27 protein-coding genes are annotated in these 25,898 nt (G+C 44.0%); 14 read left to right on the top strand and 13 right to left on the bottom strand.

Annotated features, from left to right (window positions below; all coding sequences use genetic code 11):
• Positions 1-19: 19 nt before the first annotated feature.
• The 6 genes from N7U62_RS17715 to N7U62_RS17690 all read right to left on the bottom strand — a co-directional run bounded on the left by N7U62_RS17715 (position 20) and on the right by N7U62_RS17690 (position 4,621).
• Positions 20-1,183, bottom strand: a complete 1,164-nt coding sequence (locus tag N7U62_RS17715; RefSeq protein WP_264139399.1) for a DUF6089 family protein — start codon at positions 1,181-1,183, stop codon at positions 20-22.
• Positions 1,184-1,260: 77 nt separating this feature from the next.
• Complete coding sequence (locus N7U62_RS17710) at positions 1,261-2,133, bottom strand: NAD kinase (RefSeq protein ID WP_264139398.1); 873 nt, start codon at positions 2,131-2,133, stop codon at positions 1,261-1,263.
• A 9-nt stretch (positions 2,134-2,142) separates the two neighbouring features.
• A complete protein-coding gene (locus tag N7U62_RS17705) occupies positions 2,143-2,805 on the bottom strand; it encodes a CBS domain-containing protein (protein WP_264139397.1) in 663 nt (220 codons plus the stop codon).
• Complete coding sequence (locus N7U62_RS17700) at positions 2,802-3,572, bottom strand: alpha/beta fold hydrolase (RefSeq protein WP_264139396.1); 771 nt, start codon at positions 3,570-3,572, stop codon at positions 2,802-2,804. The genes N7U62_RS17705 and N7U62_RS17700 overlap by 4 nt, the downstream gene beginning before the upstream one ends.
• A 55-nt stretch (positions 3,573-3,627) precedes the next feature.
• Positions 3,628-4,167 (bottom strand): CvpA family protein, encoded by a 540-nt coding sequence (locus N7U62_RS17695; RefSeq protein WP_264139395.1) that lies wholly within the window; start codon positions 4,165-4,167, stop codon positions 3,628-3,630.
• Positions 4,168-4,171: 4 nt separating this feature from the next.
• The gene (locus N7U62_RS17690) at positions 4,172-4,621 is read right to left on the bottom strand and encodes a GatB/YqeY domain-containing protein (RefSeq protein WP_264139394.1); all 450 of its coding nucleotides are present in this window, start codon (positions 4,619-4,621) and stop codon (positions 4,172-4,174) included.
• Positions 4,622-4,728: 107 nt separating this feature from the next.
• Between N7U62_RS17690 and N7U62_RS17685 the strand changes: the two genes are divergently transcribed.
• The 8 genes from N7U62_RS17685 (at position 4,729) to N7U62_RS17650 (ending at position 14,781) form a co-directional block, all read left to right on the top strand.
• Entirely contained in the window at positions 4,729-5,442 is a 714-nt protein-coding gene (locus N7U62_RS17685) for a pyridoxine 5'-phosphate synthase (RefSeq protein WP_264139392.1), read from the top strand.
• Positions 5,442-6,203: an alpha/beta fold hydrolase gene (locus N7U62_RS17680; protein ID WP_264139390.1), complete on the top strand. Its 762-nt coding sequence runs from the start codon at positions 5,442-5,444 to the stop codon at positions 6,201-6,203. Before N7U62_RS17685 ends, N7U62_RS17680 begins: the two co-directional genes overlap by 1 nt.
• Positions 6,200-6,904 carry an SAM-dependent methyltransferase gene (locus tag N7U62_RS17675; protein ID WP_264139389.1) on the top strand — a complete coding sequence of 235 codons (705 nt, stop codon included), beginning with the start codon at positions 6,200-6,202 and terminating at the stop codon, positions 6,902-6,904. Before N7U62_RS17680 ends, N7U62_RS17675 begins: the two co-directional genes overlap by 4 nt.
• 65 nt (positions 6,905-6,969) lie before the next feature.
• Positions 6,970-8,220: a methionine adenosyltransferase gene (gene metK / locus N7U62_RS17670; RefSeq protein WP_264139388.1), complete on the top strand. Its 1,251-nt coding sequence runs from the start codon at positions 6,970-6,972 to the stop codon at positions 8,218-8,220.
• Between the two features lie 162 nt (positions 8,221-8,382).
• Entirely contained in the window at positions 8,383-10,356 is a 1,974-nt protein-coding gene (locus N7U62_RS17665; RefSeq protein ID WP_264139387.1) for a protein-disulfide reductase DsbD family protein, read from the top strand.
• 20 nt (positions 10,357-10,376) lie between these two features.
• Entirely contained in the window at positions 10,377-11,681 is a 1,305-nt protein-coding gene (locus tag N7U62_RS17660; RefSeq protein WP_264139386.1) for a peptidoglycan DD-metalloendopeptidase family protein, read from the top strand.
• A 12-nt stretch (positions 11,682-11,693) separates the two neighbouring features.
• Entirely contained in the window at positions 11,694-12,275 is a 582-nt protein-coding gene (locus tag N7U62_RS17655; protein ID WP_264139385.1) for a nitroreductase family protein, read from the top strand.
• Positions 12,276-12,414: 139 nt separating this feature from the next.
• On the top strand, positions 12,415-14,781 hold the full coding sequence (locus tag N7U62_RS17650) for an ABC transporter permease (protein WP_264139384.1): 2,367 nt from the start codon (positions 12,415-12,417) through the stop codon (positions 14,779-14,781).
• Between the two features lie 111 nt (positions 14,782-14,892).
• On the opposite strand, the gene N7U62_RS17645 is transcribed toward N7U62_RS17650, so the two are convergent.
• The 4 genes from N7U62_RS17645 to N7U62_RS17630 form a co-directional block, all read right to left on the bottom strand.
• Positions 14,893-15,504: a hypothetical protein gene (locus N7U62_RS17645; RefSeq protein ID WP_264139383.1), complete on the bottom strand. Its 612-nt coding sequence runs from the start codon at positions 15,502-15,504 to the stop codon at positions 14,893-14,895.
• An 87-nt stretch (positions 15,505-15,591) separates the two neighbouring features.
• A complete protein-coding gene (locus tag N7U62_RS17640; RefSeq protein ID WP_264139382.1) occupies positions 15,592-16,296 on the bottom strand; it encodes a methyltransferase domain-containing protein in 705 nt (234 codons plus the stop codon).
• Positions 16,289-17,377 (bottom strand): type III polyketide synthase, encoded by a 1,089-nt coding sequence (locus N7U62_RS17635; RefSeq protein ID WP_264139381.1) that lies wholly within the window; start codon positions 17,375-17,377, stop codon positions 16,289-16,291. The genes N7U62_RS17640 and N7U62_RS17635 overlap by 8 nt, the downstream gene beginning before the upstream one ends.
• Before the next feature lie 102 nt (positions 17,378-17,479).
• Positions 17,480-18,565, bottom strand: coding sequence for a tetratricopeptide repeat protein (locus N7U62_RS17630; RefSeq protein WP_264139380.1), 1,086 nt, complete (start codon positions 18,563-18,565; stop codon positions 17,480-17,482).
• A 150-nt stretch (positions 18,566-18,715) separates the two neighbouring features.
• Between N7U62_RS17630 and N7U62_RS17625 the strand changes: the two genes are divergently transcribed.
• Entirely contained in the window at positions 18,716-19,582 is an 867-nt protein-coding gene (locus tag N7U62_RS17625) for a UbiA family prenyltransferase (RefSeq protein WP_264139379.1), read from the top strand.
• Between the two features lie 438 nt (positions 19,583-20,020).
• Complete coding sequence (locus N7U62_RS17620) at positions 20,021-20,314, top strand: GIY-YIG nuclease family protein (protein WP_264139378.1); 294 nt, start codon at positions 20,021-20,023, stop codon at positions 20,312-20,314.
• Positions 20,315-20,710: 396 nt separating this feature from the next.
• Here the strand turns inward: N7U62_RS17620 and N7U62_RS17615 are convergent, their stop codons facing one another.
• Positions 20,711-21,352 carry a hypothetical protein gene (locus N7U62_RS17615; protein ID WP_264139376.1) on the bottom strand — a complete coding sequence of 214 codons (642 nt, stop codon included), beginning with the start codon at positions 21,350-21,352 and terminating at the stop codon, positions 20,711-20,713.
• Between the two features lie 581 nt (positions 21,353-21,933).
• Here N7U62_RS17615 and N7U62_RS17610 point away from each other — a divergent pair.
• The 4 genes from N7U62_RS17610 (at position 21,934) to sdaAA (ending at position 24,461) form a co-directional block, all read left to right on the top strand.
• Positions 21,934-22,143, top strand: a complete 210-nt coding sequence (locus N7U62_RS17610) for a type II toxin-antitoxin system Y4mF family antitoxin (RefSeq protein WP_264139375.1) — start codon at positions 21,934-21,936, stop codon at positions 22,141-22,143.
• Complete coding sequence (locus N7U62_RS17605; protein ID WP_264139374.1) at positions 22,140-22,487, top strand: HipA N-terminal domain-containing protein; 348 nt, start codon at positions 22,140-22,142, stop codon at positions 22,485-22,487. Before N7U62_RS17610 ends, N7U62_RS17605 begins: the two co-directional genes overlap by 4 nt.
• Positions 22,477-23,421 carry a HipA domain-containing protein gene (locus tag N7U62_RS17600; protein WP_264139373.1) on the top strand — a complete coding sequence of 315 codons (945 nt, stop codon included), beginning with the start codon at positions 22,477-22,479 and terminating at the stop codon, positions 23,419-23,421. Before N7U62_RS17605 ends, N7U62_RS17600 begins: the two co-directional genes overlap by 11 nt.
• Before the next feature lie 131 nt (positions 23,422-23,552).
• Positions 23,553-24,461: an L-serine ammonia-lyase, iron-sulfur-dependent, subunit alpha gene (gene sdaAA / locus N7U62_RS17595; protein ID WP_264139372.1), complete on the top strand. Its 909-nt coding sequence runs from the start codon at positions 23,553-23,555 to the stop codon at positions 24,459-24,461.
• Here the strand turns inward: sdaAA and N7U62_RS17590 are convergent.
• Together N7U62_RS17590 and pheS are read right to left on the bottom strand one after the other, a co-directional pair.
• Complete coding sequence (locus tag N7U62_RS17590; RefSeq protein ID WP_264139371.1) at positions 24,458-24,820, bottom strand: endonuclease domain-containing protein; 363 nt, start codon at positions 24,818-24,820, stop codon at positions 24,458-24,460. The two genes, sdaAA and N7U62_RS17590, sit on opposite strands and share 4 nt — an antisense overlap.
• Before the next feature lie 45 nt (positions 24,821-24,865).
• Positions 24,866-25,891, bottom strand: coding sequence for a phenylalanine--tRNA ligase subunit alpha (gene pheS / locus N7U62_RS17585; protein WP_264139370.1), 1,026 nt, complete (start codon positions 25,889-25,891; stop codon positions 24,866-24,868).
• Between the last annotated feature and the right edge of the window lie 7 nt (positions 25,892-25,898).

Here is a 25,898-nt window from a genome sequence, read left to right as displayed (position 1 = left end):
TTCTTATTGAGCATATAGATTATCTGAATTTCGCTCTTGTAGCTGTCTTCTTATCAAAGATATAAACGATCCTGATTTGTGAAGTAATGTAAATGTCGTTGAATTTCGAATCAGCTCGATCTTTTCCTGGTATGTAATTCCAGCCATGGGTATATGAGTCACCTCCCGTCCAGTTCAAATCAGCATTAGCAGTATTCAATTGCACGTTTTGAGTAGTTACAGGTACGTCCCTTGGTTCCCCTTCCAAAGCAGCAATAGGTTCAGCTCCTCTTTCAGACATGGCCCTAGCCAGGTGGTTACTTCCGAAATAATCCAAATCTGCATAATTGCCCCCAATATCATCCAGATAATCTGTAAATGTGAACCTGAATCCAATTTCAAAATTCACATCCAGATTTCTGGCTAATTTGATTTTAACCCCTGCAGCTGCTGGGATCGCAAATTGAATTCTTGGGTATGGACTCAGGTTCGTTGAATCTGATTTTTGTCCCTCCGTTCCTAAAGGCTGAAGTTCAACCCATTCTCTTGGTTTTACATCTAAAATATTTCCTGCTTGATCAACTGCGGCATCTGGGTTGCCATCTCCATCAGTGTCGACAGTTGCGCCTGGAGCCCTAGCCTTTGGGTTGTGGTGAAAAACAGCGGCACCTACATATACGTAGGGGTTTATTGGAAACCTTCCCCTAGCTCCCCGTTTATTGGGTATAAAGTCTATTTCCAAACCCGCATTTAATTCTTTGACTGAGTTCTTGAAATGATAATTTCTCTGCCATCTACCATAGTCATTTGGGTCTGAATCAGGATTGCTGTTTCCGGTACTGTAATCTGAAGTCGAGAAGGTACCGTAATTAAATCCTCCTCTGAAGTGAATGCCTGGGTATAATACTTTAGATGCAGTAATTCCAAAACCATTTGGTATGAAATTATAGTCCCCACTTACCTTTGTATTGTATTTAGAGATATCTCCGAAATAGCTAACCATGTCAACACTAGCCCCTACAGTCCAGTATTTAGGGTTTCCTATTCCTCCATAGCCTACTTTACCACCACGATAATTGGAATATCGTTTACTGTTATTTTTTTTCTTGTAGCCATATGGATTTCTCCTTCTTTGCGCATCTGCATCAGATATCAGTGCAAACATAAATGCCAGCAAGAGAGTGAGTAATAGACTTTTTTTCATTGGTTATTCAACGACCCGTTTACACAAAACTATATAATTGCTGGTTAAATTAAACACATATATATTTGATATTTATGCTAATTCCTAATATCCAGGCCCCAATTAAGTTTCACCCTAAGGGTATCGAAAAAATTGTCGCCTTTTAGTTTGACCAGTCGAGCGCAAAAGGATTCCTTTCGAACTGAAAGTTTTACGTTGTTGTCCACCTTGTAAGAACGAGAATCTAATGAGGTAAGGAAGGAACGACCTTTACCCTCGATTTCGAAAGAAATGATGCTAGATCCGGATACTATTAATGGACGAACATTGAGGTTGTGCGGACTGACTGGGGTAATGATGAAACTATCTGACTGAGGGAGAACCAAAGGACCTCCTGCACTTAGAGAATACCCTGTAGAGCCAGTAGGGGTTGAGACCATCAATCCATCAGCCCAATAGGTATTGACAAATTCGCCATCTATGTAGCAATGGACAATGATCATCGAAGAGGTGTCCCTTTTCATAACCGCGACTTCATTCAGAGCGAAGTTCTGTCCGTGAAAAACGTCACGATTGCTATCTAGATGGATCAGCATTCGGTCATCAAAAGAAAATTCTTTAGCAAAGAATCCTTTCATAGCAGAGGCTACATCCTTTTTATTGATAGTTGCCAAAAAACCGAGCTTACCTAAATTTATACCAAGAATAGGAGTTTCTAAACTTCCTACTTTGGATACAGTTTCTAACAATGTGCCATCACCTCCCAGACTAAAAAAATAGTCTACAGTGCTCAGATCAAATTTATCATCAACTACTTCAAAGCCTTCTGTCTTGAAGTGTCCCAGACACGAATGATGAAGTTCTGAAGTGAATAATACTTCAGAGCCATTCGATTTTATTTCTTCTATTATTTGTTGGAGATAATGGATAGAATCTTCTCGGTTGATTCTTCCGTGTAAAGCAATTCGCATAGGTTATGGTCAGACTTTTAAATATCGCATCAATATGTCGAGACGATCTTTTTCTAATTGATCCTCATCCCCTTTTCCAAATATTGCGATGATGTTGTACCCGAACCTTTGAAGTGCAGAGACGATACTGGTGCTATTCTCCAGATTGACTTTTAGAGTCAGTCTGATGTTTTCGTCATCACCGGCATGCTCGGTAAAGCTGCTAAGTATTTTACCCCCTTCTGATTCGATGATTCTACTGATTTCGGCCATAGAATAATCCATCATGCTCATGCGTGCCACTATGATGGTGCCTGGACTGTTAATGGCAGACATTTTAGAGAAGGCCTCAACGACATCCTGAACAGTGATACAACCTATGTATTTTTTTTCATCGTTGATTACCGCTACCAGATTGGAAGAAGACTCGTAGGCTTTTTTTAGCACTTCGTAGTAATGTTCATTCTCATCGACGTACAAATGAGCGCTCAACAATTGAACATCTTTAATCAGTTCGAGACCTTCCATTTGATCGAAAAGCAAGTTCTCATTGAAGACACCGATGAACTTACCATCCTTTACTACCGGCAATTCGTGAATATGAAATTCACTCATCCAGTCACGTGCTTTTTCGATGGTATCGCTAAGCTTGAGAGGTGGAATGGTATAGTTGATCAGATCTTTGGCTATCATGTGCTTTTCCTTTCGTTCAAAAATTCTTCTAGGATTTCATTGAATTCGTCGGGTCTTTCCATCATAGGTGCATGACAACATTTGTCTATGAAGCGCAATTGCGAATTTTTTAGCAGTCTGTTGAACTCATGTCCTACTCTAGGTGGAGTGATAGTATCATTCAATCCCCATATTAATAACGTATCATTTTCAATTTGGTGTAGTTCGTGGGCCAAATTATTTCTTTGGGCCGACTTGGCTATACCAACGATTCGCATACATTTAGGGATACTCTGTGTCGTATTGAATATTTCGTCTATGTATTCTTTAGTGGCAGTATTGGGATCATAAAAGGTGTATTCTACACGTTCTTTGATGAATTCGTAGCTTCCTCTTTTAGGAAATGATCCGCCCATCGCATTTTCGAATAGCCCTGAGCTTCCGGTCAGGATTAGTCGATCTACTTTTTCTGGATACTTTAAAACATACATGAGTGCCATGTGTCCTCCAAGCGAATTGCCCATCAAGTCGAATTTTTCTAAGCCTTTATGTTCAATAAAAGCCTCTAAAAACTCGATGAGCTTAGGTAGACCTGCTTCGCGAACAGGTAGCTCATAGATAGGGAGCATGGGGATAATGATTTTGTATTCTGAAGAAAACTTATCCACTACTGATTCCCAATTGCTGAGGGCACCAAACAAACCATGGAGCAATAGCATTACTTTTCCTTCCCCTTCTTCAATGAATTGAAACTCACCTTCTTCTCTAATATTTGCTACCTCAAGCATGCTTTAAAAAGTAATTTTTTATAATAATATCTATAATTTATCAATTTCTGATCAATCAAACATTAAGTTCTTGTTGATTTATCAATTCTTCGGAATGTTCAAAAAATTCCAAAAAGTGCGGGAAAAAGCCTGACACCAAATCGAACAGCATCGGTGCAAAAGAAACGATTGGTTCATATAGGTAACTTCCCTTGGTTCTTTCTTCGGCCAGAGTGCCACCAAAAGAATGGTAAATCCAAAAGAAAATACTGATGAACAAGGCCCACTTTGCCATGCCTAGCAAACTCCCCGCAATGTCATCCAAACTACCCAAAAGGGTCATGTCTAGAATTTTTTTGACCGCTTTGCCCACCATATGGGTTAGGATCAATACACCGATAAAAATCAGCGTAAATGAAATAATCGGTAGTAGATTGTCATAGCCCTCTATGTAATCTGAGAGCATGACTATCCCCCAGTCCAGCAATTGGATTCCTAAAAATATGGCCAGAAAAAAGGCTGCTATGGAAATGAGTTCCATCAAAAGGCCTTTTCTAAAACCTGTGACAGCTCCAACCAAAAGGAATACCAGAATGACAATGTCTACAACGCTCAACTTCTTAATTCAATAATGATTTCACAACTGCTGAGATTGCTTTTCCATCTGTTTTGCCTGCCAATGCTTTGGTAGCAGCTCCCATTACTTTACCCATGTCCTGAGGGCCAGATGCTCCGACTTGCTCTATGATTTTGGACACTTCTGCTTTTAACTCCTCTTCGGATAGTTGTTTAGGCAGATATTCACTGATGATGTCCAGTTCGCCTTGCTCTTTGTCAGCCAGATCGTCCCTTCCCTGCTCTCTAAAAACATCCACTGAATCTTTTCTCTGCTTGGCAGCTTTCATGAGTAGCTTCATTTCAGCATCTTCGCTCAATTCATCACTAGCTCCTTTTTCTGTTTCGGCCAATAAAATCATTGATTTTATCGATCTTAGAGCAGTTAACTTTTCTTTTTCCTTAGCGATCATAGCCGCTTTTATGTCTGCATTGATTTGGTCCTTGAGGCTCATCTATGTTTTAATTTTTAATCTCCTAAAATGTGTAATTTTGGCGCAAATTTAATGAGAAACTGTTCTCAGCCAATTCCGGCTCAATATACAAAGCTCTAATTTATCTGATGACGAAACTTAGTGTAAACGTAAATAAAATTGCCACGCTGCGAAATGCTCGTGGAGGGAATAATCCTGACATCATTCAAGTGGTCAAGGACTGTGAAAAATTTGGTACGCAAGGCATCACTGTCCATCCCAGACCGGACGAAAGACACATCACCACAGAAGACGTTTATAATATCAGCAAGGTTTGTACGACTGAATTTAATATCGAGGGGTACCCAGATGAGCGCTATATGAATTTCATCAAGGAGGTAAAGCCAGCCCAGGCAACGCTGGTACCAGATCCGCCGGATGCCATTACTTCCAATACGGGTTGGGACACCATCAACCATGAATCGATGCTCAGAGATATTGTGCAAGAAATAAAATCTTATGGAGTTAGGGTTTCCATTTTTGCTAATCCTGAAGTTGACATCATAGAAGGAGCTGCCAAAGTAGGAACCGATCGTATAGAGCTATACACCGAGCCCTATGCGAGTGGTTACCCAAAGGACAAAAAGGCGGCAGTTGCAGACTATGTGACAGCAGCTAACAAAGCCAAAGAGCTGGGGTTGGGAATCAATGCAGGCCATGATTTGGATCTGAATAATCTCAAATATCTGAAGGAACAAATTCCATTTATGGATGAAGTGTCTATTGGGCATGCCTTGATTTGCGATGCGCTTTATCTGGGATTAGAAAATACTATTCAGATGTACTTAAAGCAGTTGAAATAATGGAGTTGTTGAATTATAAGACGTTTGGAGAGGGACAGCCAATGATTATTGTCCATGGATTTTTGGGTTCGTTGGACAATTGGGCCACTTTGGGCAAGCGATTCGCGGAAGACTATCAGGTTTATTTGGTAGACCAGAGGAACCACGGAAAATCTTTCCATTCTGAGGAATGGGGCTATGACCGAATGGTAGAGGATCTGGAAAACTTGATTGATGAGCTGGGTATTGAGAACCCGGTATTGCTTGGTCACTCCATGGGCGGAAAGACAGTGATGCAGTTTGCAGCATTTCATCCCGAAAAGGTGGAGAAAATGATCGTCGCTGATATTGGGCCAAAGCACTATCCTCCCCATCATCAAAAGATTTTGGATGGTTTGTCAGCAGTGCCGATAGAAACGATAGAGAGTAGACAAGAGGCTGAAGAAGTATTAGCTAAATATATACCTGAGATAGGGGTGAGAACTTTTCTGATGAAGAATATTCAGCGTAGCAGCGACAGGTTCTCTTGGAAGATGAATTTGCCTGTACTGTCTGCCCAAATCGAAAAAGTAGGAGAGGCTCTGAGCTATCACTTACCTATAGAAGTAGACACCTTATTTATCCGAGGAGGTAATTCGAATTATATATTGGATGAGGACTGGGACGAGATCACAGAGATTTTCCCTGAAAGTGAACTAGAGACGGTTGAGCATGCAGGCCACTGGCTTCATGCGGAACAGCCAGACGAGTTTTACACCAAAGTGATGAACTTTTTGTCATGAGTGGAAAACTATATCTGATACCCACGGTCATTGCGGATAATACCGAAGAGAAAGTTTTATCTCCGCAGATCAAAGAGGTGATCAAAAACCTGGATTATTTCCTAGTCGAGAACTTAAGAACAGCCAGACGCTATATCAGCAAACTTCGATTGGGTCTGGTGATTGAGGAATTGCAGTTTGAATTGTTGGACAAAAAAACCAATCGATCCCAAATAGAGAAGTACCTTTCTGTAGTACGACAAGGCAAGGATGTAGGTGTAATTTCAGAATCAGGTTGCCCAGGAGTGGCAGATCCGGGTGCGGAAGCGGTGGCCGTCGCGCATCAGTTGGGTATTCAGGTCGTTCCTTTGACAGGCCCCTCTTCGATTCTTATGGCCTTGATGGCTTCTGGCTTCAATGGTCAGTCATTCACCTTCCATGGTTATGTACCGATCGACAAAAAGGATTTAGTTCAGAAAATCAAATCCATGGAGAAAGATGCCGTTCAAAATAGGCAAACTCAGATTTTCATGGATACTCCATATCGTAACCAAAAGCTGTTTGAAGAGTTATTGATTGCATGTAGTGGCGAAACGCAACTGTCTGTCGCCAAGGGAATCACTGGTGAGGATGAATACATTAAGACTAAAAGAATAAAAGATTGGAAAAAGGAAAGTGTTGATTTGCACAAGGTTCCGACAATATTTTCTATCTACAGCTAAACAATTGTTTTTGATTGGCATAAATTTGCCGACTCGAAAAAGATCAATATTAATTTTTATAAGATATGCCATATCTCTTTACATCAGAGTCAGTGTCTGAAGGGCACCCTGATAAAGTTGCCGACCAAATATCCGATGCACTATTAGACCACTTTTTGGCTTTTGACAATCAGTCGAAAGTTGCTTGCGAAACACTCGTAACTACTGGTTTGACTGTATTGAGTGGAGAGGTGAAGACGAATTCCTACGTAGATGTACAGCAAGTAGCTCGTGACGTCATCAACAAAATCGGATATACAAAAGGAGAATATTACTTCGACGGAAATAGCTGTGGGGTGATTTCGGCCATTCATGAGCAGTCTCCTGATATCAATCAGGGGGTAGAAAGAGAAAATGAAGAAGAGCAAGGCGCTGGTGATCAAGGCATGATGTTCGGTTATGCGACTAGCGAAACTGAAAATTACATGCCTTTGGCTTTGGATCTATCACACATGATTCTGAAAGAGCTGGCCGATCTCAGAAGAGAAAACAATGAAATCAAATACCTAAGACCAGATGCCAAATCTCAGGTGACCATAGAGTATAGCGATGACAACAAACCTGTAAGAATCGATGCGATCGTAGTATCTACTCAGCACGACGATTTTGCAGAGGAAGCTGCCATGCTGGAAAAAATCAAGCAGGACATCAAGGGAATTTTGATTCCACGTGTGATTGCCAAATTGAAACCAGAGATCGCTGCGCTATTCAATGATCAAATCAAATACCATATCAACCCAACTGGAAAATTCGTAATCGGTGGACCTCACGGAGATACTGGCTTGACAGGTAGAAAAATCATCGTTGATACTTATGGAGGTAAAGGCGCTCACGGTGGAGGAGCATTCTCTGGTAAGGATCCTTCTAAGGTGGATAGATCTGCTGCTTATGCAACTCGTCACATTGCCAAAAACCTGGTCGCTGCGGGTGTGGCAGACGAAATTTTGGTTCAAGTGTCTTATGCGATCGGTGTGGCTGAGCCTATGGGAATCTTCGTGAACACTTACGGTAGTGCCAAAGTAGACATGAATGATGGTCAGATCGCTGCAAAAATTTCTGAAATCTTTGACATGAAGCCGTCTGCTTTGATCAAGAGATTGAAATTGATGAATCCGATATATTCTGAGACTGCTGCTTATGGCCACATGGGTAGAACTCCAGAAGTAAAAACAGTAAGCTTTGATAGCCAGGCCGGGAAAATCGAGCAGGAAGTGGAGACGTTTACCTGGGAAAAACTGGATTATGTGGATCAGGTTAAGTCTGCATTCGGACTTTAAATCGCAGGGCGATAGCCCATTGTTCACAGACCTTTGTAGTAAGAACAGATCGACCGATCAGAAAGTTAATACCTAGTAGCTTACCAAAGGATCATTTAATTTCCTAGTGGGAAACTTTTTTTCCTAATTTGCGATTACAAAGCCTGAATGATCAAAAATGATATGAGGAAATTAATCGCATTAGTATTTATAATATTTATAGGTGTCCAGGGATTTGGGCAGGTATTGCAACCTGCTAAATGGTCTCTGGACATTTCTGTTTCATCCCCAAAGGTAGGAGAAGAGGTCGACTTGATATTCAATGTCAAAATTGACAAGGATTGGTATCTCTATTCCTCAGATTTTGATCCGGACCTCGGTCCTATGGTGACTACCTTCGATTTCGCGCCACACGCCAGTTACGAACTTGTGGGTGAACTGACTCCTGTCGATCCAAAAAAGAAATACGATTCGCTGTGGGAAGGAGAGTACACTTATTTTAGAAAAACAGCTCAGTTTCGTCAAACGATCAAGCTGCTGAAGGACAACCCTGTGGTAAAGGGTTCTTATTTCTATCAGGTATGTACGGATGTGGATGGCAAGTGTATTCCATTCGACGATGAATTTGATTTTTCAAAATTCTTAGGTTCTCAGAAGGTTGAGAAGAAGCAAAACGTTGAAACAAAATCTGAGAAAGAACAAAGATTATTGCTGCAGAGAGATACCTCTGATCCTTACAGCTTGCTTAGTTTTATGATTGCTGCGTTTTTGGCTGGATTGGCGGCCATTTTCACGCCTTGTGTATTTCCGATGATTCCTATGACCGTGAGCTTTTTCACTGGGGGATCGGGGGGCAAATGGAAAGGTATTTTTTACGGATTGTCGATCATCGTGATTTACACCTTGATCGGGTCGGTATTGGCGCCTTTTATGGGACCGGAAACTGCCAATGAACTGGCAACCAACTGGATTCCCAATGTGATCTTTTTTGCTGTATTCGTCTTGTTCGCGCTTTCCTTCCTTGGTCTTTTTGAAATCACGCTACCAAGTAAGTTTGTAAATAACGTGGACAAACAAGCGGATAAAGGCGGGCTTTTAGGTATTTTCTTCATGGCTTTTACGCTTGTTTTGGTTTCATTCTCATGTACTGGGCCACTTGTCGGAACTATATTAGTTGAGTCTGCGGGTGGATTGATTCTAAAGCCAATTCTGGGCATGTTTGCCTTCTCGCTGGCCTTTGCACTTCCTTTTACGGTATTCGCTTTGTTTCCGGGACTGATGAACAACCTACCCAAGTCAGGCGGCTGGCTCAACAGTGTCAAGGTCGTACTGGGATTACTAGAATTGGCCTTTGCTTTCAAATTCTTGAGTATTGCTGATCAGGCCTATCACTGGAATTTGCTGGATAGAGAAATCTACCTGTCCATCTGGATTGTGATTTTTACCATCCTTGGTTTTTACCTTTTGGGCAAAATCAATTTTCCTCATGATTCGCCTTCCGAAAAAACTTCAATTGGAGGTTTGGTGCTTGCTATAGCAGTTTTTTCTTTTGTAGTCTATATGATTCCTGGGATGTTTGGTGCCCCACTTAAAGCACTTTCGGGATACCTTCCTCCTATGACTTCTCAAGATTTTAACCTGAATGCTCCTGCGGCTGTGGTAGGAAGCAGTGAAAGCGCCATCTGTGAACCGCCAAAATACGCGGACATTTTGCACTTCCCACATGGCATAGAAGGCTACTTCGACTATGACCAGGCGCTGGCCTGTGCCAAGCAGCAGAATAAGCCAGTATTCATCGATTTCACTGGGCATGGCTGTGTCAACTGTAGAGAAATGGAAGCCAAGGTTTGGTCTGACCCACAGGTGTTGAAAAGACTTAAAGAAGATTTTGTGATGCTGGCTTTGTATGTGGATGATAAGGAGGACCTGCCCGAGAGCGAATGGGTCACTTCCAGCTATGATGGCAAGGTCAAAAAGACCATCGGAAAGAAAAATGCTGATTTTCAGATCACTAGATTCAACAACAATGCGCAGCCTTATTACGTGATTTTGGATCAAAATGGTGAATTATTGGTCTCACCAAGGGCCTATGACCTAAATATTGCTAGTTTTGTGGAGTTTTTAGAAGAGGGAAAAAAAGCTTTCAAGGCTCAATAGCTTTGCGTCAGTAATAGCATATGACAAAAAAGAAAGGGAGAAAAAGAATACTTTCCGCCGGGGTAATCTCACTGGCGTTGATTCTTACACATTTTTTTATCCTGGAAGAAGACGAAGGTCGCGTCGAGCAGGTCATCGTTCAGGATACAATTCAGGCACCGGTTTATGTTCCGAATTATTATTACGGGATAGTCGTCGATTCACTCAAAATTTTTGAGGGAGAGGTCAAACGAAACGAAACGCTGGCAGATATTCTATCAGAGTACAATGTGCCCTATGAGAAAATTCACCAGTTAGCGAAGAATTCCAAAGAAGTATTTGATGTCCGAAAGATCGGAGTGCGCAAACCTTACTCGGTACTTTATCAGGGAGACAGTGTCAAGCAGGCCACTCATTTCATTTACAAGCCCAATGCGATCGATTATGTGGTATATGATGTGAAGGACTCGGTCAAGGTCTATAAAGAATCCAGAAAGATCACCTATGTCGAAACAGAATTGGCTGGTGATATCCAAACTTCGCTGTACATAGATATGCTCAACCAGGGAGGTGATGCTGATTTGGTTAACAGTCTGGCGGATGTCTTTTCATGGAAGGTAGATTTCTTTGGCATCCAGCAGGGGGATTATTACAAAATCATCTATGACGAAAAATATGTAGACGATGAGTTCATAGGGACAGGAGAGATAAAAGCGGCTTATTTCAATCACATCGGAGAAGGAAGCTATGCCATCCAATATGATCAGGGCGAAGGAGTAGATTTCTTCAATGCCGAAGGTCAGAGTTTGCGCAGAGAATTTTTGAAAGCGCCGTTGACATTCACGCGTATCAGTTCCAGATATTCAGGTCGCAGGTATCACCCGGTACAGAAGCGATTCAAAGCTCACTTGGGGACGGATTTTGCCGCACCAAGAGGCACACCTATTTTCGCTGCAGCTGATGGTACGATCACAGAAGCCCGCTACAAATCAAACAACGGTAACTACGTGAAGATTCGTCACAATGGAAACATATCCACGCAATACCTGCACATGTCCAAAATTGCCACCGGAATCCGTCGGGGCAAGAAAGTGAAAAGAGGACAAACTATCGGCTATGTAGGATCTACAGGTTTGGCGACAGGGCCACACCTTTGCTATCGATTCTGGAAAAACGGAGTACAGGTTGATGCTTTGAAGGTCGAATTGCCACCATCTAATCCGATCAAGGAGGAGCACAAAGCGGCATTTGATTCTTTAGCCAAAGGCTATATTTCTCGTCTGGATGTCATCCAAATGCCTGCAGATAGCGTAGAACTAATGACAGCCGAACTAGGCTCTCACTAAGACCATAAGCACATGAATTTCGATCCGGCAGAGGTGAGCAAACTGCTCCAAAACAGGAGGTCTATCTTCCCAAAACAATACTCAGGTGAGCGCGTCTCAGATGAGATCATTGCTGAAATGCTTGAAAATGCCAACTGGGCTCCTACCTACAAAAAAACTGAACCGTGGAGGTTCAAGGTGTTTTGCGATGAGGGATTGAAGACACTGGGGGATCTACAAGTGACGGCAGTCGAAAAGGCCGAAGGAAAAAAGGCCGACAAAGACAAGGTCAAAAAACTAAGAAATAAACCGCTGGCCTGCTCACATGTGATTGTGATCGGGATGAAACGAAACAAGTCCATCAAAAAAGTGGAGGAAGTCTGTGCGGTAGCTGCTGCCGTTCAAAATATGCATTTGACTGCCACTGCGCATGGGGTCGGTTGCTATTGGTCTACTGGTGGTGTCACATTTCTGGATGAAGCCAAAGAAGTTTTCGGACTAGGCAAAAAAGATTTGCTGCTAGGCTTTTTGTACATAGGGATGCCCAAAAAGGACAAATGGCCTACCAGCAAACGCAAGCCCATCGAGAAAAAGGTGGAGTGGGTGAGAGAATAATCCTTTCCATTTTGTAATAATTATCTACTGAATTAAAACTAATGAGGTGCTTTGAGCATCTAACAGTCAGTAAATGCAACCTTCTAGGATTTGTTAGGTCTTTGGAGCGGTCGCATTCAAAAACTCAAAACTGACTATCATGCTCAAGAATTTTTTTCTGGTCACCTTTCGCAGCTTACTCAAAAACAAGCTCTACTCTTTTATCAACATTTCTGGTCTGGCAGTAGGACTCGTCTGCAGTGTATTGATTTTGCTGTGGGTGCGAGACGAACTGAATTATGACCGTTTCATTCCCAAGGCAGATCGTTTGCATCAGGTTTGGGTCAATGCAGAGTTTGACGGTAAGATCAACTCATGGAACAGCGTGCCTTTGCCCACCTATGAGGCCATGAAGACGGCCGACAGTCATATCAAAAATTCGACAGTGCTGGACTGGGGAAGCGATCATTTGCTGACCTTCGGCGAAAAACGACTGATCAAAGAAGGCTATTTCTGTGGGGAGGAATTTTTGGAGATGTTTGAATTTCCCCTCATCAAAGGAGACCCAGAGACTGTATTGGATGACATGCACTCGATCGTAATCACCGAGTCTCTCGCCAAAGCGATGTTTGGTGAGGAAGATCCGATCAATAAGGTGATTCGTGTGGATGATGAAGGGAATCTTAAAGTTACAGGGATCCTAAAAGATATTCCATCGAATTCTACGCTGGAATTCGACTATCTGATACCCTGGAAATATCGCGAGTCAGTGAATGACTGGGTAGTTAGAAACAAGACCAACTGGGGCAACTATTCCTTTCAGGTGTTTATCGAGCTATACGAAGCGGATAGCCATCTGGAAACACAGGCAGGTATCGAAAATATGCTGATGGAAAATGGAGAGGAGGATATGCCGAGGAAGTTTTTCCTTCATCCGATGCCTCGCTGGCGTCTCTATTCCAATTTTGAAAATGGAGAAGCCGTTGGAGGGATGAGCGACTATGTTCAACTTTTCACGATCATTGCGATTTTTATTTTGGTCATGGCTTGCATCAATTTCATGAATCTGGCCACAGCACGATCTGAAAAACGAGCCAGGGAAGTGGGTATTCGCAAAAGCCTAGGCTCGACCAAAAGAGGCTTGATCATGCAGTTTATCGGAGAGTCTTTGTTCATCGCTTTGCTGTCCTTTCTCATAGCGATAGTATTGGCGCAACTGGCTCTGCCATTCTACAACGAATTGGTGGACAAGAAACTTTTCATAGATTATCAATCGCCAGAGTTCTGGATGTATGGGGTAGCCATCATATTAATTACCGGAGTGATAGCTGGCAGTTATCCTGCTTTTTATCTTTCCTCCTTCAAGCCTGTCAATACCTTAAAAGGAACCGTTTCGGTGGGCAAAGGCGTCAGTACACCGAGAAAGATTCTGGTAGTATTGCAGTTTGGTTTTGCGATCTTTTTGATGATTGGGACAGCTGTGATCTATCAGCAGATCCAAATGGTGAAGAGTCGAGAGCTAGGATATGAAAAGAAGAATCTCATCACCGTTTATAATACCGATGACATAGCAGACAATTATGAGCTGATCAAACAGGAACTGCTGCGATCTGGTGCAGTGGCCAGCGTGACTCGATCCAACAGTCCGATTACTAGCATTTGGTCCAACAATTTTCTCGGGTGGCCAGGCAAACCTGACGAATTGAAAGTGTTATTTGCTACGATAGCCACTGAATACGATTTCACTCAGACGATGGGTATCAAGATGCTGATGGGGAGAGATTTTTCGAAGGAATATGCCACGGATACAGGTGCGATTGTGATCAATAAGGCTGCTCTGGACCTGATGAATCTGGAAGAACCGATTGGTACCAATCTAGATCTCTGGGGAGGAAAAAAGAAGCTGATCGGGGTGATGGATAATGTCTTGATGGGCTCTCCCTACGAAGAAATGCGACCGACTTTTATGATTATCGATCCAGAGTGGGTTTCCGCGATTTCTGTTCGTATCAATGACAATGGTCATTTGTCAGATAACCTGTCCAAGATCGAAGAGGTTTTTCAAAAGTATAATCCTGCCTACCCATTCGATTATTCCTTCGTGGATGAGGATTTTGACCGAAAGTTCAAGACCATCGACATGACGAGCCAGCTGGCGACTTTGTTTGCAGGACTGGCTGTTTTGATCACTGGGCTGGGTCTATTCGGATTGGCCTCCTATACCGCCGAGCAGCGCAGCAAGGAGATCGGAATCCGAAAAGTGCTGGGAGCTTCAGTAGGCAGTTTGATGATGCTGATGACCAAAGATTTTACCAAGTTGGTTTTGGTGGCTTTTGTATTGGCAGTGCCTTTCGCCTGGTATCTATTGGATATGTATCTGGACAGATATGAAATCAGAACGGAAATTCATTGGTGGCTATTTCCACTGGTCGGGGTAGTTGCCCTGGCATTCGCCTTGATGATCGTGATCAATCAGGCGCGCATGGCTTCCCTTGCCAACCCTGTGGATTCGTTGAAGGATGAGTGATACTTGAGCGTCGACGAGCTCAACGTCAAAAGGTTTCAAACCTCTTTGATCGTTTATTCAGCGAATAGATTGAAGTTGGTGGGGTTTCAAAAGGCTCGGTGACTTTGGGATTTAATCAAAATTGAAAATGGATTCGTCCAGTGTCCGTTGCTCTGTCATCTCTTCATGAAATGTTTTGAATGATTCTATTCCTCCGAACCATTCAATTACTTCATATCTTTTGAGATTGGTGGATTTTGATGAAAGAATGCTTTGGTAGGAGGAGAAAGGGTAGTCTTTAAAATCTTTTGTCAACTTGTGTTTCTGTGGATTGAAATGTATGTACCAGATGAGTTTTGAGATGTAATCGTTGCTGTCAATGGTTTTCCTTCTAAATGGGTGTTCAAATAAACTACCCGTTCTGTTGATTGATTTATTCAATGCCTGAGTGTAACTGTTAAAGGCCTTAGCAAATTGATTACCCAAAAAATGCTGAATATTTTGGTTGCGATGGAATTTCGAGGATTTTATCATTTCCTCGGGTAGAGTCTTAATGAAAAAATGGAAGTGGTTGGGTAAAAGGCAATAGGCAAATGTTTCTGTTATTGGTGTGATGAATTTTTCGAATAGCTTCAAAAAGTAGTAATAATTTCGCTGCTCCTTGAAGATGTTTTCGCCATTGATACCGCGATTGTAAATGTGGTAGAACTTTTCAGGTTCAAGTAGATTGGTGTTGGCTTTCATAGGTATCTAAACTACTCAAAAAGGGAGATCATTCAAATATTAACGATCAAAGAGGTTTGGAACCTCTTTGACGTCTCAAGACGTCCATTACTTCCAAATAATCAGCTCCCAGCGGAAGGCCCATTTCCATGTGAGGCGGTAGTTTGTGATGCCGGCTTGATGGAGGTAGTTGATCAGTTCGCTGCGGGTGAAAGACCGGGCCACTGACAGTACACTGTCGTACTTGACCATTTGGGAGCGTGACCAGGCGGTCAGCAGCCACTTGGTAAAGTAGTAGGAGACCGGATGCCGATGGAGATCATTGATGACAATGCCCAGTTCTACTTGCTCATATAGTTGGCGGAGGAGTTTAACGAAGGCTCTTTCTTCGAAGTGATGCATGAATAAACTGGCATGTGCCATATCAAATCGAAGCTTTTTGAAATCCTCGCTAAAGACATCCATGGCTAGAAACTGCATGGAACGATTAGCGGTGTTTTCTTTTGCATAGTCGATGATGTGGGGATTGGCATCTACTCCGCTGAGTGCTAAATTCTTGCTATTCTTTTTTGCCCACTGATCGATGTGGATCAGTGTATCTCCGCCCCCACAGCCGAGATCGACCAGACTATATGATTCCTTTGGATAGCGCTGGATCAGTTTTTTTATCCCATGGATAGAAAGTGCAGTTCCGCCCAAATAGGTATTGATGGAATGAAGCTCTCGTAGGGTCTGATCTACCACTTCTCCCTGGCAATCAAAATCGTCCATCAATTCTTCGTCCTCAGATCGATGTTTCAGGAAGTCAAACATCACGATGACTTTTGAATAGGATGCTTTCCATGGTCAGTCCCGGCCCGAAGGCGAAAGACAGTATGTTGTCCTGGTCTTTCATGGTTTTGAGGATGCGCTGTAGCACGAAGAGGATGGTAGGAGATGACATGTTGCCATAGCTTTTGAGCACCTCATAGGCATGTGCATTGTCTTCTTTTTTCAATCCTAGTTCATTTTCGATCGCTTCCAATATTTTTTTACCTCCCGGGTGAATGGCATAGCCATCGATATCGCCGAGTGAGAGTTCGGTACCGTTAAGTAAATTTCGTGTAAGGTCCTGAATGCCGCCTTTGATGATATTGGGCACATAGGTGGTCAGTGCCATTTCGAATCCGAAATCCCCTATCTGCCAGGCCATGTCATGCTTGCCGTCTATGGCGAGGTAGCTGGCGTTCGACACCAGCTCCAGGCTATTAGCTGATGCTTCGGAGCAGACTACCGTAGCTGCTGCGCCATCTGCAAAGAGCGAATGTGCCAGCAGGTTGTCTTCGTTGTGGGAGGACTGCAGGTGAATCGTACAAAGCTCCACGCATACGATGAGGACTTTGGCTTGCTGGCTGTCACAAATTTGCTTGGCAAGTGTCAGTGCGTTCATCGCGGCATAGCAGCCCATGAAGTTGATGCTGGTGCGATTGATAGTTGGGCTCAGGTTCAGCGTCTTGATCAGGTCTACGTCCAGTCCCGGTGCATACATCCCTGTACAGCTGACTGTGATCAGGTGCGTAAAGGATGACAGCTGATGACCGTTGATACAATTGGTGATGGCAGAGATAGCGAGGGGTACGGCCTCCTCTCGGTAGAGTCGCATTCGCTCACTGGTAGGAGGAAAGGGCTGAAGGTCCGGTGTGTTTTTGAAGAACTTAAAGCCACCTTTCTTCCTTTTATAATCATCCAAAACCGAATAGCGCTCCTTGATGCCAGTGGCGCGATAGAGCACACGAAGAGCCCGTTGTTGCTCTGCATTGAGCCCAAGGTTTTCGCACATGAAATTGGCGATATCTTCTTGCTGGTAGCGGTTGTCAGGATTGGCTGTGCCGATGGATGTAATGTATGCACTCATATATGGAATGCTGAAATTACAGAGAAAATAGTCAATTCTCCATGTTGGCCACAGATATAATTCCAGACTTACTAATGGGGACTAAGTACCCTGTTTTTTTATCTAAAGTATCGCCTTAGGATCATCGGAGATAGGTGGCTTATCTGATTCGGCCAGGGCTTCCGCATTTTGGCAATTGTCCTTGTAATAATCCATGGCACCTTCATAGCCCTGATCTAGCAGGACTTTCCAGTCCTTGCATGCCTTATCTTCATCCCCCTTGTCCAGATATACATTGGCACGACAAAAGAGGGCGTGGGGATTTTCAGCATTCAGCTCCAGACTCTTGTCAAACAACTTGATGGCTCTGTTTTTGAATTTGTTTTGATGGGCCTCTATGGCCTGAGCAAAATACTCATTGGCCCACCAGCGCTGTTGCCTCCTGAGTGGTTCGTGAAGTGACACCAGAGACTGAGTGAGAAAAGCCATCACCACGCCTTCATAGTCTTCCGTTTTTACATCCTGCAAGACGAAAGGGACCTGAATGATTTTGGCTCCTTCAAAGCCATTGATATCCCAAAGGGGGTAACTCTGGTCCAGGTTCTTTTTGAGGTATTTTAACCAATCCGTATCTCTCGTGGAACTAAAAGCAATCGAGGTGAATACCGACTGATTAGATACATCGATCATGATGGTACCCTTGATCTGGATATTGTCGTGCAGGTCGGTGAGCGCACTGTCGAGCATTTGTTCCAGGGGAAATTTGAGCGTGGGAGTATATCCATATCGCGCGACACGGTATTCGGATTGGACTTGCGATTGATGGATGGCCTGATGGTGAGTTTCTGCTCTGATGAAGGTATGCAGCGTTTTGCCATCTTCAGTACCCGTCCGATCTCTGATGACCAATTGATCTTCGGACAAGCCAATGATCTCGTAATAGTGAGTGGGCGAGAGGAAAATCTTTTGATCTGTGAAATAATAGTTGTAGCAGGCTCCCTTGTGTTCGTACATGGGGTGAGTAAGAATCCTGAGCTGCGATTCGCTGAATTTTAGTTGGGTGTAGCGAAAGTGGTTGTCGTCTGCTTCGGTATATACCGTCCCGTCGTGAGTTTGTGAAGAAGTTTTGATCCATGAGCCAGATAGCTGGCTCGGCTCCTGAGCCCAGCACTGTGGCCCCAATAGCAAGAGTAAAAGTATGATTCGCATGTTGAGTTTTGTTTTGACCTTGTATGGATAACAACTCAGGGATGGGTTTACCTTATTGGAGAGATGCTAGATTTTAGATGTTAGACTCTAGACTCAAATATTCTAGGATCTAATGTCTAGTATCTAAAAATCTAGCCGTAATTTTCCCCTATGAGCCGATCCACATTTCTGCATTTGCGATTTCCCTTCTCCTTTTTTCTGCTGCCGGTCTATCTGTTTGCGCTGGCGGTGAGTGGCAATGATGGGCAGATCGAAGTGTGGTTGATATTTTTTATCCTGCACTTTTTGCTTTACCCTGCCAGTAATGGCTACAACTCCTACTTTGACAAGGATGAAAAGAGCATCGGAGGACTCAAGAACCCACCGAAGACCGAAAAGGAACTGTACTGGTGGTCCATCGCCCTGGATGCTTTGGCACTGCTGTTGGGGGCCTATCTCTCCTGGCGATTTGTGGGGCTGCTCTTCATCTATGGTATGGTGTCCAAGGCCTACAGCCATCCCTCCGTGCGATTAAAGAAAATGCCGATCATCGGTTGGTTGGCAGCTGGGATCTTTCAGGGCTACTTCACTTTCCTGACGGTGATTTTAGGATTGGAAAATATGCAGTTTGGGGACTTGCTGGCATGGCAGTGGCAGATCCCTGCCATACTTAGCAGTATGCTGCTGATGGGCAGCTACCCCATGACACAGGTCTATCAACACGAGGAGGATGCCGAACGAGGCGACCAGACCATCAGTCTCAAGCTTGGGATACTGGGGACTTTTCACTTCACCGGCGTATTTTTCTTCTTTTCGAATATGGGATTTCTGGCCTACTTCTATCTCTACTTCGACTGGATGACAGCCGCGGCATTTCAGATGAGCCTAGTGCCCGTGATGGGCTACTTCCTCTACTGGTACCTACAGGTCAGAAAGGACCCGAGCCAGGCCGACTTCACCCACACCATGCGCCTCAATTTGATTAGCTCCCTCTTTCTGAACTTGTTCTTTTGGGGGGTGTATGTTTTCGGTAGTTGATAGAAAAACGACCGTCACTTCGACAGAGTAGATAAGGACGATAGTCCTAAGCTACGACGAGAAGTCTGGCGCTCTGGTGGCAGGGCAGAAAGGAAGTGGTAGTGCTTTTCGAACCAGATTTCTCGTCGCATACTTGCCTTCTGAGGCAATCAAGCTCTGTACCAATGACGTGTTAGTAAAACTTGTGTTTTTTGATCTGTGGATCGCTTATAGATCTCTCCCTCTGGTCGAGATGACACAACAGTTTTAGCTTTTGAATTGCTACCACCTATGACCCCATCAGCTTACGTCATTCCTTTTTGTGCAGTTGGGGACCAAATGTTAGGTCTCGAAATGACGGGGAGAAAATGGGCTGCAGTGCTTATCGAATCAGTATTCATTACCTATCGAGATGATGCAAGTGTTTTCTGATGAATCATTTCTATCTATCTTTCTCATATGATCAGAGGAGGGGCTGTATATATCATGACTAATGCTCGTCATACTGTGCTGTATGTGGGAGTGACATCCAATTTGATTGCTCGCGTGCAGGAACATAAGGATAAAGTATATCCAAGTAGCTTTACCTCCAAATACAACGTCTTTAAGTTGGTCTATTTCGAAGGCTTCCATAGCATAGAGGAAGCCATAGACCGTGAAAAACAAGTCAAGAAATACAGAAGAGAAAAGAAAGATGCCCTGGTCAATCAAACGAATCCTGAATGGAAAGATTTGTTTGATGAGTTGGAATAGAGATGCCAAAGACTAAAAAGGCATGTTACTTCAGACTAAGCCTGCGATATCATCGTCACTTCGACAGAGTAGATAAGGACGATAGTCCTAAGCTACGACGAGAAGTCTGGTGTTCTGATGGCAGGGCGGATGTGAAGCTGCAGTGCTTGTCGAACCAGATTTCTCGTCGCATGCTTGCCTCCTGAGGCAATCAAGCTCTGTCGAAATGACGGGGAGAAAATGGGCGGCAGTGCTTCTCGAACCAGATTCCTCGTCGCTGCGCTCTGTCGGAATGACGAGGGGAAGTAATCGGCAGTGCTTTGCGAATTAGATACACTACGACACAAAAAAAGCCCCCCATCTCTGGGGAGCCTTCACCTAAAGCAATCGACTATATCAACCAAAATCTTTGCTTCATTAATCTTTCACCACCATTCGGGCGGCCTGGTAGCCGTTGTAGAAGGCGGGGTTGGAGCGTCTAAATCTTTTTAGGATTTTGTCCAGGCGATCGAGGGTTTTGTCTCCTTCGTCGATCAGGTCTGCGATGTTTTGCGTGGCTACTCTGGAGGCGATTCGGTAGGCGCGTGGTTTGCCACGATGATCGCTAAAGTCGTTGAAACTCATGCGTACATCGTCTAGCTGAGCGGGAGTCAGACCATAGTCGGTCAGGTTGTCGATCTCACGATCCATTAGGTCGATCATGTTTTTGGTTTTCGTCTCGAAATCTTCATTAGGTAGACTGTAGTAGGAGGTGAAGTTATTACTGCTCTGAGCCAGCAGGGTGCTGTTGTCGGTGTCCTCGGCAAAGGCCTCCAGGATATCGTCCAATACGTCCATTTTTAGACTGATGTCTTTTTTTACTTGTCTTAGGGATTTGCCTAAGAATACCTGTGCCGCCTCTTGCTCTTGTGCGGCCGTTTTGATTTTGCTGATGATTTCAGCCAGTCGATTTTTGTAAATACCTACTATCGGGATGGCACTCCACACCGCAGTGTTTTCATCCATGTAGGTGTCGGTGTCCTGAAACATCTCAGAACTGTTGATTTGTGTTTGTTCCATATGAACTTCGTTTATGTTATTTGATTTTTCAAAGTCCAATTACGGCAATCTCGACTTTAAAATCCTGACAAAAAACTTCAAAATCCTGCCATTTGACAGTTTTTTGTCAGCAATCTGAGTAACCCGATTACTCCAAGTAATCGGGTTACTAGTGTTCAAATAGGCTTTTTTGGCCCGTTGAAGGCCATTTTTTAACCCAAGACACCCATTTTTTGATTGAGGAGGGTCATTTTTTGGTTTGGGGTACTCATTTTTTACCTAGGGATGGTCATTTTCCAGTTGAAGGCAGGCATTTTCTGGTTTACCATGGGCATTTTCCAGTCTATGGAGGTCATTTTCTGACTGAGGACATACATTTTTTACTCAGGGATGGTCATTTTCCGACTGGGGGAAGGCATTTTTTGAGTGAAGACACTCATTTTTTGGTTGGTGATGGATGTTTTTTGGTAGCTCTGATCACCCGGCCCCACTGATGCTTATGATTATATGCAAAAGCATATATTTTATCTGATTTCTACCTAATTATATCTAATTGCATATAATATCGTATATTTGATTGTGATTATATCTAAATGCATATAATGAATCGATTAGCCAATTTTGTAAAGGAGCGCAGAAAGGAAGTCAACCTGACGCAGGAAGAGCTGGCAGAGCGCACTGGTGTGGCCCTGACGGTGATCCGAAAGATCGAGCAGGGCAAGACCAATATGAATATGGACAAGGTCAATCTGGTCCTGAGCATGTTCGGGCATGAGCTGGCTCCTGTGGATAGCAAACAGATAGCTGAATGAGACAGGCCAAGGTTTACTATCAGGAAGCTCTGGCAGGGCTGTTGACAGAGACGGACGAAGGGGAATATGTTTTCCTCTATGAGCCGCAGTATGTGCAGGATCATCCGGATGATTTCATCACTTTTACCATGCCTGTGTCTGAGAAGCCATATACAGAAAAGAGGCTATTCCCATTCTTCGAGGGGCTGATCCCGGAGGGCTGGTTGTTGGATATTGCCTCCGAAAACTGGAGGATCAACAAAAACGATCGCATGGGCTTGTTGCTGGCTTGCTGTCGCAACTGCATCGGTGCGGTGAGTGTCGTGCCTTATCCAGAACATCAAACAGAAGGAGATGGAGCATAGCTGTCTATATTGTTACGAGCCAGTGGAGGAAGGTATGGATTTTCATCCGAGCTGCTCGAAGAAATTTTTCGGTACCAGTAGCCCTCCTAAAATCGAATATTCTTTCAATCAAATCGATGAGCTGGCCAAAAAGGTAGTGGAGCGCAGTGTTGCCGTGCCAGGTGTGCAGCCTAAGCTGTCCATGTCACTGGTTCGTGCCACCAAAGACCAATCGGATGAAAGACTGACCATCGTCGGAGCATTGGGTGGACATTATATCTTCAAGCCTCCCTCGGATCGCTATCCCGAGATGCCGGAAAACGAACACGTGACCCTGCGGATGGCGGAGGCTTTCGGGATACGCACGGTGCCTTCATCACTGATACGGATGGCCTCTGGTGAGAGGGCATTTATCACCCAACGTGTGGATCGTAACGAACTCGGAGAGAAAACCCACATGCTGGATATGTTTCAGATCACGGAGGCATTTGACAAATACAAAAGCTCTATGGAGCGAGTGGGTAAGGCGCTGAGCAGCTACTCCAGCAACACTTTGCTGGACAAGACCTATTATTTTGATCTGGCGCTGTTCTGCTTCCTAACTGGCAACAATGACATGCACCTCAAGAATTTTTCCATGATCAAGGGGCCATCAGGCTGGGTGCTGTCCCCCGCTTACGACTTGCTCAATGTAGCCATCGTACTGCCCGAAGATACCGAGGAGCTGGCCTTGACCCTGGGAGGCAAAAAAAGAAAGCTGGAACGAAAGCACTTTGAGGGATTCGGTCAGGATCTGGGATTGACACCAAAGCAGATAACTGGCGCCTTTCGCCGCATGACGAAAAACCGCGCGAAAGCAGAGGCATGGCTCGATCGATCTTTCCTCTCCGAAGAAATGAAAACAGCCTATCATGAGCTGATGGAGAGAAGGTATCAGCAGTTGGGGTTGGTATAAGCACCGTCAGAAAGGCTAAGCCTTAGTATTATAAGGCCACAAATGCTGAATGACCTAATAGGTCAAATGTGGCATGTCTTGCATTTCCCTCAATCCTATCTAACTTTACCTAACAACAAAACCCAAAAAAGATGTGTTTCCTATTCGATAGTTTCGAAGGATGGAAGACCTATGGCCAAACTCATGATATGAAGCTCCACGAAGTGGTGCTCGACTATGAGATGGACCAAAAAGGGGCTTCTGAATCCGATATATGGTCCGGTCTGGAAAAAGCCTATCAGGTGATGAAAGACGCCGTGAAAACCGGCACGACCGAAGACATGAAGTCTCGTTCAGGCATGATCGACAATGGTGCCAAAAAGGTAGCCCAGTCTGATATCACCGTCCTCTCTCCAGAATTTAAACAGCTTATCTATAGTGCACTTGGTGCCAAAGAAGTCAACTCTTGTATGGGTCGAGTCGTAGCAGCTCCCACAGCAGGTGCTTCCGGCATATTACCGGGCGTATTGACTACTTTGCAATCCATACATCAGATAGAAGACCAAAAAATCTATGAGGCCCTTTTGATTGGGGCCGGTGTGGCATTGATACTGGAGCAAAAAGCTTCATTGGCTGGAGCTGTCGGTGGCTGCCAGGCCGAGACGGGTAGTGCAGCGGCTATGGCCTCTGCCGGTATCGTCCATTGTCTTGGAGGCAGTGTCGATCAGATTTTCAATGCGGTGGGAATCACCCTTCAGTGCATGCTGGGACTCGTGTGCGATCCTGTCGCTGGCCTAGTAGAAGTCCCCTGTGTCGTCCGCAACGCCAGCGCAGCAGCTATCGCCAACTCCTCTGCCCAAATCGCATTGTCACATGTCACCAGTGTGATACCAGTAGACGAATGCGCAGAAGCCATGGGAGAAGTAGGCCAAAGCATGGAGTCTCGCTACAAAGAAACCGCACAAGGAGGACTAGCTGCCACCAAAACAGGACAGGCCCTGGCTAAAAAAATATTGATACAGGATATTGAGATTTTACCCCAAACCCCTGAAGGGGCTTAGGCACAGTCTTCTATTTGAGTCAAAACCACATGAAGCTTGTTTTGTACTAACTCATTTCTAAAGCGAAGAACCCAAAGTCCTAATGATTTTAGGTGTTCTTCCCTTTCAATATCATTCTCTTTAACAGAATCCAAATCATGGATACTTCCATCCAACTCTATGACAAGCTTGATTGAATGACAATAGAAATCCACAATGTAATTAGCAATTGGATGCTGCCTTCTAAATTTGAGTCCTTTGAGCTTCTTTTTCCTCAAATAATCCCAAAGCAATGATTCAGCAGCAGTCATATGTTTTCTGAGTTCCTTTGCCCGTTCAAAAATGATCGGACTGGCACCAAAAAACATAGAATCATCCATAGAGAAGAAATATTTCTCCCCCCCGTGGGGGAGATTAAGAGGGGGCTAGAACGTCCCTTTAAACTGACTCAAGAATCTCACGTCATTTTCTGAGAAAAGGCGCAGGTCATTGATCTGATACTTTAGCATCGTAATCCTTTCGATACCCATTCCGAAAGCAAAACCTGTATATTCTTCAGGATCGATCCCACAATTTTTCAGCACATTAGGATCTACCATCCCGCAACCACCGATCTCTACCCAGTTGGTGTATTTACAGACATTGCAGCCTTTGCCATTACAGATAAAACAGCTGATGTCGATCTCCGCGCTAGGCTCGGTAAATGGGAAGTAAGAAGGACGGAAACGAATTTTGGTCTCCGGACCGAAAAGCTGCTTCACAAAGTGATAAACAGTATCCTTTAGATCTTTGAATCCTACATTCTTATCCACATAGAGTCCCTCTACCTGATGGAAAAAACAGTGGGCACGAGCAGAAATCGCCTCATTACGATAGACTCTACCCGGCATGATCGAACGAAACGGCGGCTTTTGCCCCTCCATCAATCTGATCTGAACATTAGAGGTGTGCGTACGCAGTACCTTGTCTGGATTTTTCTCTATAAAGAAAGTATCCTGCATCTCTCTCGCGGGGTGATTTTCCGGGAAATTCAACGCAGTAAAATTGTAAAAATCTTCTTCTATCTCAGGTCCACTCGCCACATTGAAACCCATGCGCTCGAAGATCTCTATGATCTTGTTCGTAGTGATACTCAATGGATGGATCGAACCCGTCTCGCCCGGCACGTTGGGCAGGGTCATATCTATACCCGCATCGGAGGCACTCGTAGATTGGTCATCCAGCGAATCAGCCAATGCCTGAAATTTCTCCTGCGCCAGGTTCTTCAATTCATTCAATGCCTGACCAAAAGCCTTTTTCTGATCATTCGGTACATTTCTAAATTCATTAAAGAGCTCTGTCACGACACTCTTCTTGCTAATGAATTTCATTCTGAACTGCTCCAAATCATCTGCTGCTTTTGCTTCAGCAGCTTCGATCATGGCTTTGTATTCCTCTACTTTATCAAACATATCTATC

The sequence above is a fragment of the Reichenbachiella ulvae genome (assembly GCF_025833875.1).
Classification (GTDB): domain Bacteria; phylum Bacteroidota; class Bacteroidia; order Cytophagales; family Cyclobacteriaceae; genus Reichenbachiella; species Reichenbachiella ulvae.
This window is presented reverse-complemented; position numbering and strand designations above follow the sequence as displayed.

Coding starts and splice junctions, on each gene's coding strand:
- N7U62_RS17715 (WP_264139399.1), bottom strand. CDS start 1,183: ATGAAAAAAAGTCTATTACTCACTCTCTTGCTGGCATTTATGTTTGCA.
- N7U62_RS17710 (WP_264139398.1), bottom strand. CDS start 2,133: ATGCGAATTGCTTTACACGGAAGAATCAACCGAGAAGATTCTATCCAT.
- N7U62_RS17705 (WP_264139397.1), bottom strand. CDS start 2,805: ATGATAGCCAAAGATCTGATCAACTATACCATTCCACCTCTCAAGCTT.
- N7U62_RS17700 (WP_264139396.1), bottom strand. CDS start 3,572: ATGCTTGAGGTAGCAAATATTAGAGAAGAAGGTGAGTTTCAATTCATT.
- N7U62_RS17690 (WP_264139394.1), bottom strand. CDS start 4,621: ATGAGCCTCAAGGACCAAATCAATGCAGACATAAAAGCGGCTATGATC.
- N7U62_RS17685 (WP_264139392.1), top strand. CDS start 4,729: ATGACGAAACTTAGTGTAAACGTAAATAAAATTGCCACGCTGCGAAAT.
- N7U62_RS17680 (WP_264139390.1), top strand. CDS start 5,442: ATGGAGTTGTTGAATTATAAGACGTTTGGAGAGGGACAGCCAATGATT.
- N7U62_RS17675 (WP_264139389.1), top strand. CDS start 6,200: ATGAGTGGAAAACTATATCTGATACCCACGGTCATTGCGGATAATACC.
- metK (WP_264139388.1), top strand. CDS start 6,970: ATGCCATATCTCTTTACATCAGAGTCAGTGTCTGAAGGGCACCCTGAT.
- N7U62_RS17665 (WP_264139387.1), top strand. CDS start 8,383: ATGAGGAAATTAATCGCATTAGTATTTATAATATTTATAGGTGTCCAG.
- N7U62_RS17660 (WP_264139386.1), top strand. CDS start 10,377: ATGACAAAAAAGAAAGGGAGAAAAAGAATACTTTCCGCCGGGGTAATC.
- N7U62_RS17655 (WP_264139385.1), top strand. CDS start 11,694: ATGAATTTCGATCCGGCAGAGGTGAGCAAACTGCTCCAAAACAGGAGG.
- N7U62_RS17650 (WP_264139384.1), top strand. CDS start 12,415: ATGCTCAAGAATTTTTTTCTGGTCACCTTTCGCAGCTTACTCAAAAAC.
- N7U62_RS17645 (WP_264139383.1), bottom strand. CDS start 15,504: ATGAAAGCCAACACCAATCTACTTGAACCTGAAAAGTTCTACCACATT.
- N7U62_RS17640 (WP_264139382.1), bottom strand. CDS start 16,296: ATGTTTGACTTCCTGAAACATCGATCTGAGGACGAAGAATTGATGGAC.
- N7U62_RS17635 (WP_264139381.1), bottom strand. CDS start 17,377: ATGAGTGCATACATTACATCCATCGGCACAGCCAATCCTGACAACCGC.
- N7U62_RS17630 (WP_264139380.1), bottom strand. CDS start 18,565: ATGCGAATCATACTTTTACTCTTGCTATTGGGGCCACAGTGCTGGGCT.
- N7U62_RS17625 (WP_264139379.1), top strand. CDS start 18,716: ATGAGCCGATCCACATTTCTGCATTTGCGATTTCCCTTCTCCTTTTTT.
- N7U62_RS17620 (WP_264139378.1), top strand. CDS start 20,021: ATGATCAGAGGAGGGGCTGTATATATCATGACTAATGCTCGTCATACT.
- N7U62_RS17615 (WP_264139376.1), bottom strand. CDS start 21,352: ATGGAACAAACACAAATCAACAGTTCTGAGATGTTTCAGGACACCGAC.
- N7U62_RS17610 (WP_264139375.1), top strand. CDS start 21,934: ATGAATCGATTAGCCAATTTTGTAAAGGAGCGCAGAAAGGAAGTCAAC.
- N7U62_RS17605 (WP_264139374.1), top strand. CDS start 22,140: ATGAGACAGGCCAAGGTTTACTATCAGGAAGCTCTGGCAGGGCTGTTG.
- N7U62_RS17600 (WP_264139373.1), top strand. CDS start 22,477: ATGGAGCATAGCTGTCTATATTGTTACGAGCCAGTGGAGGAAGGTATG.
- sdaAA (WP_264139372.1), top strand. CDS start 23,553: ATGTGTTTCCTATTCGATAGTTTCGAAGGATGGAAGACCTATGGCCAA.
- N7U62_RS17590 (WP_264139371.1), bottom strand. CDS start 24,820: ATGGATGATTCTATGTTTTTTGGTGCCAGTCCGATCATTTTTGAACGG.
- pheS (WP_264139370.1), bottom strand. CDS start 25,891: ATGTTTGATAAAGTAGAGGAATACAAAGCCATGATCGAAGCTGCTGAA.